We start from the raw sequence: 14,106 nt of genomic DNA on the forward strand, positions 1-14,106 counted from the left end.
CTTCCCGCAGCCTCTGGCCGCTGGGAAGATCACCGCCATGACCATCTCGTTCCGCATCGACCGAATCCTCGGTGACCGTCCCTTCGCCGAGATCGGTGACCCCTGCCTCGCCGTGGATGACGAGGGCCGCGGCATGCTGGCAGTGGCGGGCGTGCACGAGTTCGGCAGTAATGCGCCGGTCGGTGTCTACGACATCGATGATCTGACCTGCCGAGCGCTTTTCCGTGCGCGCTATCCCGTGCACGCCATGGCTTTCCACCCCAGGCTCCCTCTCCTTGTAGTCGGCACGGGCAACTACGACGGCGGCTACTTCTTCGAAGGGGAACTGCTCCTTCTGGACCTGGAGACGGGCAGCACCACGTCGCTCATCGAGCACGAGCTCGGCCGCCAAGTCCTGGGCTTGGAATGGCTCAGCGAACAGGAACTGCGCGTGCTGATGGCACCGCCTGACGACTGGCAGAACAAAGCGGCGTGGAACGAAGGGCACGTCGCGGTAGTGCATCGCGCCGACTGGAGGGTCGTACCACCCCGGTCAATCACCGGATATGACCTGTCTGGACCACGGGTAGCGGTCCCGCGAACCGACCATCGAGAGGATGCTCGTCAGATGCTCTCCGGTCTGAGCACGAACTGGGACCCGCGGCGCAACGTCCGCGCGGTTGAGGAATTGTCCGACGGCAGGGTCGTGGCGACGCTCGATGGAATCCAGTTGGAGTCCTGGCTGCCTTCAGGGCAACGGCAGTGGGCTGTCAGGGACGACGATGGTGGCGGTCGTGACATCGTCATCGCCCCAGATGAGCGATCGGCCTGGGTTGGTCTGGTGCGGCCTCCGTGGGAGGAGCGTGCTCAGGCCGTGGTCCGGCTCGCACTCCAGGACGGGGTGCAGCTCGACCACCTCACTCCCGTTGGAGCGGTGTCTCTGGTGCGATGTGCTGACGGGCTGCCCGCCCTTGCACCCGCTGGGCGCAACGGGGAGCGGAGCAGGCTGCGTATCCGGCGTGGCAGCCGGATCTACTTTCGGGAGACCGTTTCCACGACGGACGGGCAGAAGTCTGGACCAGGTGAAACTTGGCTTGCGGCTGCGGACCTTGGTTCCATACCGGCGGGCGAACGTCCCCGTGAGCCGAGGGGAGCCGAGGTCGCTCATCTGTGTCCCTACTCCTGGAAGCCCGGTGAGACACACTTCGCCGGCCCGGGCGTGGAGACCGTCGACGGTGATCTGATCTATGCCGGCACTGTCTACCACGGCCACGGGCTGCAGCCCGGCGGCTCGTTCGTCGTACGCCGCATGGTGGCCGGCGACGAGCCCACTTGGGTCTTTCGGACAGACCAGAAAGCCACGGACCTCGACCACGACATGGAGACCGTCTACGTCACGTACGAAGATGGCGAGATCGTCGGACTCGACCTCCGTGACGGCAACGTCCGCTGGCGTCGGCACCTGACTGTTGCGGGAGTACCCGCCGTGGCGACCGCACTGACCGTTACCGAACCCGGCCGTCTGCTCATTGGCACCACCGATGGGCGACTCCTGAACTGCTCGACCGTAGGGCCTGTCCGGTGAGTCGGCAGGCTCCCCTTGCTTGCCTTCTAGGATGGCACTATGGACACCGGGCTCGCTCATGAGGAAAGCGCCTTCATCAACTTTCGACGCTACTCACCGGATCCGAAGGAGCACGGGTTTCGGTGGGTTGACGTCAAGCAGCTCCGCTTCTCTGCGGAGTCGGTGGACGATAGAGGACTGCTTGCCGCACTGATCGGGGATGAGCAGTTCCGGGACGACTATGCAGGTGGTGGGGTGCTGCCAGACGGGCTTCGACACGGTCCGTATTGGCTGCGGTTGATCACTCCCGACCTGTACGAGTTGATCAGCCAGGAGAAGGCCGTGCAGATCCTGCGGGAGTGGGTGGATCCGCTCTGGGACGTGCCCACCGAGCTGGAGGCAGATCTGCAGCGGGAGGTGTTCGCCCGCCTAGCCGCAGCCGATGGCATCTACTACCTCAGCGAGCTCGGTGATAAGGCGGTTCACGACTGGGGACGCGTGCACGACTACTTCCACGAGTTCGTGCTCATCACCCGCTCGGCTGGGCGGATCACGCTCATCGTCGCCGCCGACGACTGAGACAGCCCTCGGGGCCACCTGCTGCGGTGGCTGACATCAGTAGCGGAGCCACAGCCGAATCGCGGCAAGAGTGACCGTGCCGTGGAAGACGTAGGCTCTCTTGTCGTAGCGAGTCGCCACGGCTCTGGAGCCCTTGAGCGCGTTGAAGCAACGCTCAACTTCGTTCCCTCTACTGCCCCTCGACGTCGGCGTCCGCCTGGACCGTCCGCAGAACACGCTCCCATGTGCCATCCGCCGACCAACTGCGATGGCGGTCACAGACCGTCTTCCACTTCCCGAAGCGGGTCGGAAGATCTCGCCACGGCAGGCCGGTGCGCTGTCGGAACAGAATCCCGTTGATCACACCGATGGCCGACAGGCGGATTACCTGACCCATCGGACAGGCTCTAGGAAGTGCTGATGCGGCGCGGGCACGCTGTGAGCCTTACCCACTAGCCTCGAAGTTTCGTGACGGTCCGCCGACGGAGTCGGTGGACCGTTTTCGTGCCGTGGGTGAAGGCTGCGCAGGCCCGGGGCCCGAGTGTCGCCTCGGGGTGGCGCCGGGTTCCACTGCTCCGGGTGTTGAGTTGCTGTCGTAGGGACGGGGAATTGGCTGGTCAGCCAGGGGCGGGCAGTTGGGTGAGCCGGTCGAGGGCTGCGGTGATGTGGCTGGTCCAGGGCCAGTGGCGGGCCAGGCGGAGGATCCGCCGACGGCCGGTGGCCACGAGTTGTCCGGCCGTGGTGAACAGGCGGAGCCGCAGTCGGCGGGGTTCCCAGAGCCTGGCCTTGCCGGTCAGGGCGAGCATCGGCATCCAGGCCAGCAGGTCGAGAGCAATCTGCACGATCTCCAGCCAGATCCGGTTCTGAGCCGTGCGGTGCAGGGGCAGGTTGCGCAGGCCGGTGGCTCGGGCGGCGCGGATGCGGTCCTCGGCCCGGGCCCGCAGCCGGTGACGCAGCTCGAGCTCGGCGATCGGCCGGCCCAAAGTGTTGGTGGCGAAGCAGGTCAGCCGCATGCCGTCCGCATCAGTGAGCCGCAACTGGGCCCCGGGGTGCGGTCGTTCCTTGCGGACGATCAGCCGCATGCCCTCCGGCCAGCCGTCCAGGACATCGCCGGTGAGTTCGGCGACCCAAGCGCCGTCACGGATCTCGCCGTCGGCCTCGACGGCCGGCGTCCAGGCCGACGCCGGAACCTTCAGCACGTGCTGGTGGATCGCCTCGGTGATCACCATGCCGACCGAGTAGGACAGCCACCGTCCCCGCCGGGCGAGCCAGGACACGAAGTCATGGGTGCCGCCCGCGGAGTCGGTGCGGATCAGGGTCCGTCGCCCGCGCCGGTACTTCTTCGGCAGCTGAGACAGGGCCAGTTGGGCGGCGATGATGTGGTCGGCGGCAGTGTTCGATCCCGCGTTCCCCGGTCTGAGCAGGGCTGCCACCGGCTCACCCGTGCCGCCCGGCCCGTGGTCGACGAACCCCATCAGCGGGTGGTGGCCGTAGGTTCGTTTCCACGTCGGTGCGGCGTCTTCCTTGTCCGAGTGCGCGATCACCAGCACCCCGTCGAGATCAACAGTCACCATCCCGTCGGCATCAGGCGCTTCCCGGCCAGCCAACCACCAGACGTGTCGGCGGACTTCGGCCCGCGCGGCACGGATGGCCCGCAGGGCCTTCTCTCCAGAGGCTGCGAGGGTGTCAACGAGGCGGGAGACCGTCGGGTCGGAGGCCACCGGCCCGAACACGGCCGGCTCGGCCCGCAGCATGCCGACATCCGCGAGGCAGTCCCCGCCCAGCGCGACCGCCAAGGCCACGTCCAGCAGGACCTTGCCCGGATCGTGCACTGCCCGAGCCTTCCGCCACGGCGTCAGCGCCGCTGATATCGCGGTGTCCAAGCCAGTCTTGCGGACGGTCTCGACCAGCAGCACGCCCCCGGCCTGCGACACCATCGCGCGGCCGCCGCCCTCGATGCGGACACGCGGATACGACCCGATACGCTTCTTCACCTGGAGAGTGCTTCTTTCCGTGCAGCCAACAGGACCCTAGACAAGTCCCATCGTTGCAGGTCAGGAGCACTCTCCGCTTATTTGATCAAGCCTCGGACATCCCACCTCGTGAAAGCGCGAGGCTAGAGCAGCCTTCACGTTGTCGATCGAGGGAATGGAATGACGTTGTCGGAGGCCGGTTCTGCTGACGCTGCCTTCCCATGCGTGAGAACGGCGCTGGCGAGAGTCAGGCGAGTGACCAAGTCGCGGAGCTCTTGGATCTCTGTTCTCTGCTCGGCGATGGTCTTTTTGAGTTGGGTGACGGTTTCCCGGAGTCGTTTCTCCGTTTCCGGGATCTGCTGGGTCTCGTTGCGGACACGTTCGTAGAACTCGTTCTTCAGATCGACGTGGCGTTTGAGAAGGGCCATGCGGTGGACGTCGGCCTCGGCGGCGAGGGCGACGACGGTGAGGCTGCCGTTGGAGGCGTTGGCTTGTCCCGCCAGGAGTCTGTCCATGGCCTCGCGGATGCGGGTGCGCTCGTCCTGATGTTGTTGGTTCACGTAAGGGCCTCGGCACGGTGGGCGGTGCTGTGGTGGTTGTCGGCGATGCCGCGGAGCCGGTGGGCGTTGGCGCGCAGGCGTTTGCTGACCGGTCCGGGGGCATGGGCGGCGAACTGGTCGAGTTCGTCGGCGCGTTCGCGGAGTTGTCGGGCATGGGTGTCGGTGCGGACGGTGTTGCCGCAGCCGGGTCGGCAGTCGTACTGCCGTGGGGCGGTCGCGCCGGGTTCTGGTTCGCAGAGCGCGTTGTCGTGCTTGAAGGCGCAGATCAGGAACGCGTCGGGGTTGTCGTAGAGCACGATGCCGTCGCGGGCGAGGAAAGCACTGGCTTTCCTGGCGAAGGTGCGGAGGACGAAGCGGCCCTCGAAGCGAGGGGTGTGGGCGGCGGCGGTCAGGGCCCGGCGGGCGGCGGGCCCTGAAACGCTCTCTCCGGCGGCGACGCGGTCACGCAGTCGGGCCGCGGTGTCGGCGGCGGCGAGGGCCGTTTCGACATCGAGGATGGCATGGATGCCGCGGCGGCCACGGGCGCCGTAGCCGCTGGAGGTGCGTGCGTCGAGGACGGTGCGCATGTGGCCGTACTGAATGGCGAGCGCGATCAGTCCTCCGGGGCGCCGGGCGATGTGCCAGGCCAGGGACCTTCTGAACCGGCTCAGTCCGATCGCGCCGTGGGGATCGTCGGGGATGACCTCGCCGGGGAGGCCCTGAGCTTCGGCCTCGCGGTTCACCCAGTTCACGAAGGACTCGATGCGCAAGGTCAAGGTGGCCTTCTTCAGCGCGCCCGCGTAGCTGTGGCTGGAGCGGAATGCGTGGTGGGCGGCGCCGAGGAGGAGTTCGCCCTCGGGGACGATGCGTTCCAGCACGCGGATGGCGCGGACTACCGGTGTGATCGCGACCCAGGGCACTTGGCGGACTTCACCTGCGGAGATGTGGTTGCCGTCGTCGTCGGTGACGTTCTTGTAGTGGTGGCTTTGGATCAGGTGCCGTCCCTCTGCGCCGTCGGCGGTGGGTTCGGGGTCGGGGCAGCAGCCGGAACGCAGCCCCTGCACCTCCTGGGGACGCATCCCGGTCAGATAGAGCAGGATGATCGTCGCGGCCGTACCCAGGTGCCGCATGAGCTCGGCGGCCTCGTTGAAATCCACATGCTCGCGCCATGGCTTGCCGTTGATCTGCCCGGCGACCGGCACCCGCAACGGGCAGGGACCTGGTCGTGCTGCGGCGATCTCTGCGAGGCCGTGCTGCTGGACGAACCTCGACACCTGGCCGCGGTTCGAGCCGGTGAGAGCGGCGATGTAGGTGGTGGCCATCTGGATCTCGCGTTTCTCCGAGCTGGCCGGCAGCGGGTGACCCGCTCGCGCCATGGGCAGCAGCCATTCCTCCAGCGCGGCCCATCCGGCTGGCGAGGCCTTCGTGGCGGCGGCGACGGCGATCAGGCGGCGGCGTTCGGCCCAGGCTGCGAGGATGTCGTCGGCGAAGTCGTCGACGAACCGGATGGCCCAGATCAGCAGGGGGCCGAGGACCAGCGGGTCCAGCGGCTCCGTCGCGTTCTCCCCGCCGGCGGCTGTACTGACTGAGGGAAGGAAGTCGTCGACTCCTTCGGTCTCCCACGGAGGCCGGGCGATGCCCGATGGTCGGCCGCTGAGCTGGTCGAATGGAACCGGTCGGTCAGCAGCACGCCGAGCGCGGTGAGTTCGGAGCGAGACAGGAAGAGCCTGCCCCACGTGTTCTCCGGGCTGGTGCCGCCCAGCAGCGCACGGTCCTTCACGAACTCCCCGCTCGGCATGACCGCGTGAGGGACATAGCCGGTCTGCGCAAGGTGATCGAGCACCTGGCCCAGGCGCCAGTCGCGACTGCCTTCCTCCAGGTCACCGGCCCGCCACCTCTCCAGCAGTACGGTGTTCTCGCAAATCCGCAGCAGAGCGGTCCGAAACTGCCGCTGGGCCACCCGCAGGACCCGCTCCCGCTCCTCCTTCCCGTACGACTGCTTGATCGGCACGGTCTTCGGGATGCGCCGGGCCAGTTCTTCCCCCACCGGCCCGCCCGCCAGTCGCGGATCGGCCCGCAGCAGCGGCCGAACCTGACGCAGCACGTTCTTGCCGCTGTTGGTGCCGATATGCCTCGCGCGCCAGCGCTTGAGCATGGCGGACGTCAGGTCCTCCAGGTCCTGCGGGGGATGCTCCAGCTCGGCGACGAACCGCGCGAACATCTTCACCGTGATCCAGGAAGCCCGTGCGGTCTCGTGACTGTTCCAGCCCGCAGACCGGATCGCGAAGACCTCGGCCAGTGACCGCTGCATCGCCGCGGCGACGGGCAGCTCGGCGAAGTCGAACGTCATCTCGTATCCGGCCTTGTTGACGACCGTCACCACAAGCCCCTCGGGAGCCAGCGGGGGCTCGGTGCGGTGATCGGCCGGTGGCAGGGCGGCCTGCCGTCCACGCCCGGTCACCGGGCCGCCTCAAGGACGGCGTCGATGTCCTGGATGCCTTGCGACTCCCGGGCGAGCCGGGTGAACACACCGTCCAGGTCCTCGACCTGCTGTTCCTCCTCGCTGACGGGTTCGGCCGCGGCCAGGATCGACTCCAGTTGCAGGTGCGTGACCGGCGCGAGGTAGTGCCGTTTCGTCACCTCCACGTCCGCATGACCGAGGAGGGTCTTCACCAGCCACCACGGATCGCCGAACAGCATGGCGAAGTCCCGCCGGTCCGCAGCCGAGAGCCCATAACGGGTCTCCACCAGCTGGTTCAGCAAGACCAGCATGTAGAGGGCCATCGAATGACGCGCAGCGTGCGGCGTGGCGTACGGGCTCTTGCCGCGTACCTCCGCCAGCCGGAAGTCCCGTTCGACCTCCCGTTCTCCCACGGTGAGCAGGACTTCTTCGCAGCGCAGGTTCGCCGCCCTGAACACACCGTTCCACCGGTCCGGGGCCATCGGCAGGCCCTGCTCGGTCAGCCACAACCACGCCGGCTCCGGCCCGTCCGGGCTCTCCAGGAACAGCCACTGCCGCTCGCGCCATTCCAGGCGGCTGAGTTCCTGCTCACCGGCGACACCGTTCGCATCGACCCACTCGACCTTCGGTCTCAGACCCCGCGTCACCTTCGTGACCAGCCGCATCATGGGCAGCCGCTCGTAGCGGCCTTCCGCCTGGGCTCGTTGCACCGCCCACGCGCGCTCCGACTCGACGTATGCCTCGGCCTGGCCGACCGCGTCCACCGACACGTAGAAGACCCGGCTCTGCTTCGACCGGGTGACCGCCGCAGCGACGCGGCCATGGCAGTAGCGGCCGAACCGCAAGCGCTGACTAGGCAGTTCGAAGGTGAGCAGTGAACCACCCTCCTGCCGGCGCAGACCGGAGCTGAGCAGCAGCTGCACGAAGCTGGTGTTGCGCAGCTCCGTCCGCGACTCCCACCCCGGCGCCGGCATTCCTGTACGACTGTGGCCGCGCAGCCCGATGTCCGACCACAAACCCCAGGTCCGCGGCGTCAGCCACAGCACCCGCGAGCTCACCGAGTCCGCCGCCCGGTCCCCTCGCCGCACGATGTCCACCGGCAGCGGGGACACCTTCGCCCACCGGAACAGCTTGGTGAACGCGGCCGCCTCACGGTTCCACTTCGTCCCACTGATCCGACGCGGATTCTGCGGAGCCCGGCATCTCCAGTGCCGGTAGTCCGCCAAGTCCTGCCTGGTCGCCTGCCTCCACAGAACCTCACGTGAGGACAGGAAAGTCAACAACGGCCGGATATCCGTCGCGTAATTCCGCTTGGTCTCCCGCTCCAAATCCCGGAATTCGACGGACCGCACAAAATCCAGCAGGTCCCGGTCCACCGATCCGTCCGGCGCCACGAACACCGGATCACCCGGCCGCAGACCAATCCGAGCCACCTCGGCCGGCAGGTCCTGTACCCCCAGGACACCCTCAGACGGCAGCGATCCCCACTGCCCCGGATCGGGCACCCACACCACGTACCACTCGTGCAACTGACGCCTCCCCTGACGCTTGAACACGCCCAATCATCAGGGAAGTGGCGTCGACCACGGTCAGCCGGCCCGCCGCGAGACGCTTGCCGACGATGTAGTGCAGCAGGTCGAAGGCGTCCCGGCTGGCGCTCTGGTCGTTCTCGTCGTCGGCGACGAGTCCGCGGCAGAAGTCGGAGGAGACGACCTCGGTCGGCTTGAAGTGGCGGCGGGCGAACGTCGACTTGCCCGAGCCGGTGGCGCCGATCAGGACCACGAGCGAGAGGTCGGGCACGGGCAGTCTGCGGGTGGTGTCGGTCATGCCGAGTCCTCCTTCGGGTTTCGTGCCTGGGACTGACGTGTGTGCTGGTCCTGCTGCGTCCGGGTGAAGACGGCCATCTGGGTGGGCGGTCCCACCTCGGGGTCGTCGGGGCCGACGGGGGCGAACTCCACCCCGTACCCGTACCGTTCGGCGACACCCGCCGCCCAGGCGCGGAACTCCTCGCGGGTCCACTCGAAGCGGTGGTCGCCGTGGCGGACGTGGCCTGCCGGGAGTGACTCCCAGCGGACGTTGTACTCCACGTTCGGGGTCGTCACCAGGACCGTCCGGGGTCGCGCCGATCCGAACACGGCGTACTCCAGCGCGGGCAGCCGCGGCAGATCGACGTGCTCGACGACCTCGCTCAGCACGGCCGCGTCATAGCCGGTCAGCCGCTTGTCCGTGTACGCGAGCGAGCCCTGGATCAACCGCACCCGGCTCGCCTGCCGTTCGCCGAGCCGGTCCAGCCTGAGCCGGCGCCCGGCGATCGTCAGCGCCCGCACGGACACGTCGACACCGACGATCTCGGTGAAACGCACGTCCTGGAGCATTGCTTGCACCAACTGCCCCTGTCCGCAGCCGAGATCGAGCACCCGGGTCGCGTCGGCGGCCCGCAGCGCCCCGAGGATCGCCAGGCGGCGCTGCTCGGCCAGTGGCACGGACCGCCACGCGGTGACGACGGTTTCCTCCGCGCCGGCCCCGTCGGTACCGGCGCTCTCGGTGTCGGCCGCGGTCTCGTCGGTGCCGACCGCGTTGTCGAGCTCCTCCACCTCCAGGCCGTCGCTCTCGGCGAGCCGGACGAGTTCCAGCCGCTCCATCGCCTCGCGGGTGAGACTCCAGCGCCGGGCGAGGTACCGGCTGGTGATCAGCTTCTGCTCGGGGTGCTCGGCGAGCCAGCCGTCACCGGCGCGCAGCAGCTTGTCGACCTCGTCGGGGGCGACCCAGTAGTGCTTGGCGTCGTCGAGGACCGGCAGCAGGACGTAGAGCTGGTTGAGGGCGTCGGCGAGCCGCAACTCCCCTTCGAGGACGAGCCGCACGTAGCGCGAGTCGCCCCACTCCGGGAAGGTGGTGTCCAGTGTGACCGGCTCCGCGTCGACCGTGTCCCAGCCGAGCGGACCGAAGAGCTTCCGCACCAGCGCGGCACCGCCTCGGGCCGGGACCGCCGGCACCTCGACGCGCAGCGGCAGCGGCTCGGCGGCCCGCTGGGGCATCGCCTTGCACACGCCGCGCAGGGCGCTCTTGAACACCGAGGCGAGCGCGACGGCGAGCAACGAGGAAGCGGCGTAGGGGCGGTCGTTCACGTACTGCCCCAGGGCCGTGTCGGGGGCGCCGCCCCGGCCCTTGCCCTTGCCGCGCCGCACCAGCGCCACGGGATCCACCTCCAGCAGCAGCGCGGCCGTGCACCGCTCGGCCGACGCCTCGGGGTAGAGGACGTGTGCCGAGCCGTGCGAGGTCGAGAACGTCTGCGCGTTGTCGGGATGCTTGTGCAGCAGGAAGCCCAGATCGGTCGCGGGACGCTCGGGGGTGCCGGTGGTACTGATCGTCAGGAACACGCGGCCGAGTATGCCTCGCGCTCCGCGCCTCCGACCAGGCGTTTTCCGCGCGGCCGAACACTCTCCGACCGACATCCGCCGGCCGCCCGACCCACACCGCCGACCCACACCACCGGCCGGGAGCGAACGGCCCGCCTGGGCTCCGCCTCGCAGGGCAGCGGCTCCGGCTTCGGGCCCCGACGAGGAACGACCGACCAGCAGCGGAAGTCACCGAACGACTGCCTCCTGCCGACCGGCTGCCGGTGGTCACGGTCTGTTCCCGCGACCGAGACCGGGCGGGACGGTCGCTGTCGGGCCACGGGCGTCCATTCGCCGACAGGACGGAACGTGCCCAGGCTGAAACGCAGGGCAACCGGGGAGATCGCAGCCGGGTCGTGCCGGTCACGGATGGCGCCCTGAGGGGTGCCGCGCCGAAGCCACCGGGCGGCGCGCGGTACGAGCGAGGAGGTCCTTCGTGACAGTTCCCGTTCCCGGCCAGGCGATCCGGATCGACGGCGTGCCCAACCTGCGCGATCTGTGCGGATGGGCGGCCCCTGGTGGGAGAGTGGCCCGCGATCGGGTGTTCCGCCCGGCCGAGTTCTCCGGGCTCCGTGGCGACGCCGCGAAGGCGTTCGCCGCCCTGGGCCTGCCCTGCAAGCCCACGGTCGACACCTTCGCCTCCATCGGCGGCGACCCGCAGCTCCTTGAGCCCGCCATCGGGGTCCGGAGGGAGTACCTGGACGCCGCCCGCGACGAGATGGCGGGCGGCCACAAGACCATCGAGGGCTACTTCCTCGACGGCCTCGGCGTGGGACCCGCCATCGTCGACCGGCTCCGCTCGGCCCTGGTGGAGACAGCATGAACGCGCTCACGGCTGTCGACGTCCTCCTCACCCCCGACACGGCCGTGCTCGCCCTCGCGCAGCGGGTGAACGCGCGGATGCTCACCAGCGTCCCGGCGCCGCAGGGCTTCGCCCTCGACGAGCACCACCAGCCCCACCTCACCACCCTGCAGCGTTACGTCCGCGCCGAAGAGCTCGACCGGGTGTACGCCGCGATCGGGGAGGTCATCGCCGACGTGGACCTCTCCACCCTGAAACCGACCGCCCACGGCATCGCCCAGATGGAAGTCCAGCCCACCGTCGGCCTCGCCGCCATCGTCGTCGGCCCCGGCCCCGAGGTCCTCGGCTTCCAGGCCCGCCTCATCGAGGCCCTGCATCCCTACACCGGCACCGGCGGCACCGCCGACGCCTGTGTACGCACCGACGCCGAACCGGACATCAACGCGGCCACCCTGACCTACGTCGAGAACTACGTCCCCGACCACGGCGGCGACAACTACCTCGCCCATGCCCATGTCACCGTCGGACTGGCCACCCTCACCGACCTGGCCGTCACCGAGGCCGAGCCGTTCGACCCGCTCACCTTCGCCGCCGACGGCATCAGCCTGTACCAGCTCGGCGACAACGGCACCGCCGCGCAACACCTCAGGAGCTGGAACACCCCCACCCGAAGGAGTTCGTCGAGAGTGCCGGCTCACACGAGGACGAGGACGGTGGAGTGGTCCAGCCGCCTTGAGGTCAGGGACCGGCCGTGAGGGCCGCGGCCAGAGCGGCGATCCGGTCCGGGCCGACACGGCAACAGCCGCCCAGCAGGCGGGCTCCGGCCGCCCGCAAGTCCGCCGTGCGAGCCGGATCGAAGGCCACGTCGCCCCGCCAGCTCCTGGAACGGGCGTCCCATTCCTCTCCGCTGTTGGGGTAGGCGAGCACCGGCTTGCCGGTCACGGCCGCGGCGATCCCGACGGCGGGCGCCGCGTCCGCCGGCTCGCAGCAGTTGACTCCGACCGCGATCACCTGGTCGTTGCCCGCGGCGAGCGCGAACGCCTCCGTCAGCCGCTGTCCCGCCCGGGTGCGTTCCCCCGCGACCGTGTACGAGAGCCACACCGGCACCCCACAGCCCTCCGCGGCCCGCAGCAGGGCCTCGGCCTCGTCGGTGTCGGGCACCGTCTCCAGCGCGAGGACGTCCGGCGCGGCCGCCGCGAGCGCCTCGATCCGAGGGCGGTGGAACCGCTCCAGCTCCCTCACGGTGCGCCCGTACCGGCCGCGGTACTCGCTGCCGTCGGCGAGCACCGCGCCGTACGGGCCGACCGATGCCGCGACCCACACCTGCCGCGGCATCCGGGCCGCCGCGGCCCTGGCCAGCTCCACGCTCCGGCCGAGCAGCCGCGCCGTCCCCGCCCGGTCCACCCCTCGCCGGGCGAAGCCCTCGAAACCGGCCTGGTAGCTGGCGGTGATGAGGACCCGCGCCCCGGCCCGGAGGTAGGCCGTGTGCGCGGCCTCGATCTGCTCGGGCCCGTCGGCGAGGAGCCGCGCCGACCAGAGCGCGTCGGAGAGGTCGCAGCCCTGGGCCTCCAGCTGGTTGGACAGGCCACCGTCCACGACGAGGACGTCCGTCGCGAGCGCCGTGGCGAGTGAACGGCCTGGAGCCATCGGGCTCTCCTTTCCCTCAGAGCCTGTCAGGTGGCCTTCGTTCGACAGGCGGAAGCGGTCTGGTGCGTGCGGTTCCACGGCGCCGGGGTATCCCGGCAACGTCGGCGGCGCGTGCCAGGGCGTGACCACCCGGCCAGAGGCCACCCGACAGGCTCTCAGCTCAGCCGAGCTGGGTCCGGACCTGTGCGGAGATCAGCTCGAGATGGTCCAGATCGTCCAGGTCGAGGACCTGGAGATAGACCCGGGAGGAGCCGATCGCCGCGTACCGGCCGAGCTTGTCGACGACCTCCGCCGGCGATCCCGCCAGGCCGTTCGCCTTCAGCTCCTCGACCTCGCGGCCGATGGCCGCCGCCCGGCGCGCCACCTCGGCGTCGTCCTTGCCGACGCAGACCACCAGCGCGTTCGAGTACACCAGGTCACCGGCCCGCCGCCCGGCGGCCTCGGCCGCGGTCCGGACGCGTCCGAACTGGCGCTCGCTCTCCTCCAGGGAGGCGAAGGGGATGTTGAACTCGTCCGCGTACCGGGCGGCCAGCCGCGGCGTACGGACCGCGCCGTGCCCGCCGATGAGGACCGGTACCCGGGACTGGGCCGGCTTGGGCAGGGCGGGCGAGTCCCGGAGCCGGTAGTGCTCTCCCTCGAAGGAGAACGTCTTGCCCACCTCCGTCTCCCACAGACCGGTGACGATCGCGAGCTGCTCCTCCAGCCGGGCGAACCGCTCCTTGGGGAAGGGAATCCCGTAAGCCCGGTGTTCCTCTTCGAACCAGCCGGCCCCCAGGCCCAGTTCGACCCGGCCGCCCGACATCTGGTCGACCTGGGCGACCTGGATGGCGAGGACGCCCGGAAGGCGGAAGGTGCCGGCGGTCATCAGCGTGCCGAGGCGGATTCGGCGGGTCTCCCGCGCGAGACCGGCCAGGGTGATCCAGGCGTCCGTCGGACCGGGCAGTCCGTCGGCGGAGCCCATGCTGACGTAGTGGTCGGACCGGAAAAAGGCGTCGAAGCCGAGATCCTCGGTGGCCTTGGCGACGGTGAGCAAAGTGTCGTACGCGGCCCCCTGCTGGGGCTCGGTGAAAATGCGAAGATCCATACCTCCATCCTGCACCGGACGACCGCCGTCAACCGCTTCGTCAGCCCCGGGCCCGCACCGGCTCGGTCGGGTGAACATCCGGCCCTCCGGCGGACGGCGTCCCG

General features: G+C 69.4%; 12 protein-coding genes and 2 pseudogenes. 4 read left to right on the forward strand and 10 right to left on the reverse strand.

Annotation, left to right across the window (positions count from 1 at the left end; all coding sequences use genetic code 11):
* Nucleotides 1-37: 37 nt before the first annotated feature.
* Both OG393_RS06200 and OG393_RS06205 read left to right on the forward strand, forming a co-directional pair.
* Entirely contained in the window at nucleotides 38-1,564 is a 1,527-nt protein-coding gene (locus tag OG393_RS06200) for a hypothetical protein (RefSeq protein ID WP_327373607.1), read from the forward strand.
* 39 nt (nucleotides 1,565-1,603) lie between these two features.
* Complete coding sequence (locus tag OG393_RS06205; protein WP_327373608.1) at nucleotides 1,604-2,122, forward strand: hypothetical protein; 519 nt, start codon at nucleotides 1,604-1,606, stop codon at nucleotides 2,120-2,122.
* 36 nt (nucleotides 2,123-2,158) lie between these two features.
* Here OG393_RS06205 and OG393_RS06210 read toward each other — a convergent pair.
* From OG393_RS06210 to OG393_RS06245, 8 genes and pseudogenes are all read right to left on the reverse strand, one after another.
* Nucleotides 2,159-2,465: pseudogene (locus tag OG393_RS06210) on the reverse strand (transposase); the annotation flags it as partial.
* Nucleotides 2,466-2,718: 253 nt separating this feature from the next.
* A complete protein-coding gene (locus OG393_RS06215) occupies nucleotides 2,719-4,095 on the reverse strand; it encodes an IS1380 family transposase (protein WP_327373609.1) in 1,377 nt (458 codons plus the stop codon).
* A 134-nt stretch (nucleotides 4,096-4,229) separates the two neighbouring features.
* Nucleotides 4,230-4,634, reverse strand: coding sequence for a hypothetical protein (locus OG393_RS06220; protein ID WP_327373610.1), 405 nt, complete (start codon nucleotides 4,632-4,634; stop codon nucleotides 4,230-4,232).
* On the reverse strand, nucleotides 4,631-5,989 hold the full coding sequence (locus OG393_RS06225; RefSeq protein WP_327373611.1) for an integrase: 1,359 nt from the start codon (nucleotides 5,987-5,989) through the stop codon (nucleotides 4,631-4,633). Before OG393_RS06225 ends, OG393_RS06220 begins: the two co-directional genes overlap by 4 nt.
* 140 nt (nucleotides 5,990-6,129) lie before the next feature.
* The gene (locus OG393_RS06230) at nucleotides 6,130-7,074 is read right to left on the reverse strand and encodes a hypothetical protein (RefSeq protein ID WP_327373612.1); all 945 of its coding nucleotides are present in this window, start codon (nucleotides 7,072-7,074) and stop codon (nucleotides 6,130-6,132) included.
* Nucleotides 7,071-8,603, reverse strand: coding sequence for a site-specific integrase (locus OG393_RS06235; protein ID WP_327373613.1), 1,533 nt, complete (start codon nucleotides 8,601-8,603; stop codon nucleotides 7,071-7,073). Before OG393_RS06235 ends, OG393_RS06230 begins: the two co-directional genes overlap by 4 nt.
* Nucleotides 8,587-8,901: pseudogene (locus OG393_RS06240) on the reverse strand (AAA family ATPase); the annotation flags it as partial. The gene OG393_RS06235 and the pseudogene OG393_RS06240, both read right to left, overlap by 17 nt.
* Nucleotides 8,898-10,451: a 3' terminal RNA ribose 2'-O-methyltransferase Hen1 gene (locus OG393_RS06245; RefSeq protein WP_327373615.1), complete on the reverse strand. Its 1,554-nt coding sequence runs from the start codon at nucleotides 10,449-10,451 to the stop codon at nucleotides 8,898-8,900. The gene OG393_RS06245 and the pseudogene OG393_RS06240, both read right to left, overlap by 4 nt.
* 454 nt (nucleotides 10,452-10,905) lie before the next feature.
* Between OG393_RS06245 and OG393_RS06250 the strand changes: the two genes are divergently transcribed.
* Together OG393_RS06250 and OG393_RS06255 are read left to right on the forward strand one after the other, a co-directional pair.
* Complete coding sequence (locus tag OG393_RS06250; RefSeq protein ID WP_327373616.1) at nucleotides 10,906-11,292, forward strand: tyrosine-protein phosphatase; 387 nt, start codon at nucleotides 10,906-10,908, stop codon at nucleotides 11,290-11,292.
* Entirely contained in the window at nucleotides 11,289-12,026 is a 738-nt protein-coding gene (locus tag OG393_RS06255; RefSeq protein ID WP_327373617.1) for a hypothetical protein, read from the forward strand. Before OG393_RS06250 ends, OG393_RS06255 begins: the two co-directional genes overlap by 4 nt.
* Here OG393_RS06255 and mmuM read toward each other — a convergent pair.
* Both mmuM and OG393_RS06265 read right to left on the reverse strand, forming a co-directional pair.
* Entirely contained in the window at nucleotides 12,010-12,918 is a 909-nt protein-coding gene (gene mmuM, locus OG393_RS06260) for a homocysteine S-methyltransferase (protein ID WP_327373618.1), read from the reverse strand. The two genes, OG393_RS06255 and mmuM, sit on opposite strands and share 17 nt — an antisense overlap.
* 160 nt (nucleotides 12,919-13,078) lie before the next feature.
* Nucleotides 13,079-14,002, reverse strand: coding sequence for an LLM class F420-dependent oxidoreductase (locus OG393_RS06265; protein WP_327373619.1), 924 nt, complete (start codon nucleotides 14,000-14,002; stop codon nucleotides 13,079-13,081).
* Between the last annotated feature and the right edge of the window lie 104 nt (nucleotides 14,003-14,106).

It is taken from the genome of Streptomyces sp. NBC_01216, from assembly GCF_035994945.1.
GTDB lineage: Bacteria > Actinomycetota > Actinomycetes > Streptomycetales > Streptomycetaceae > Streptomyces.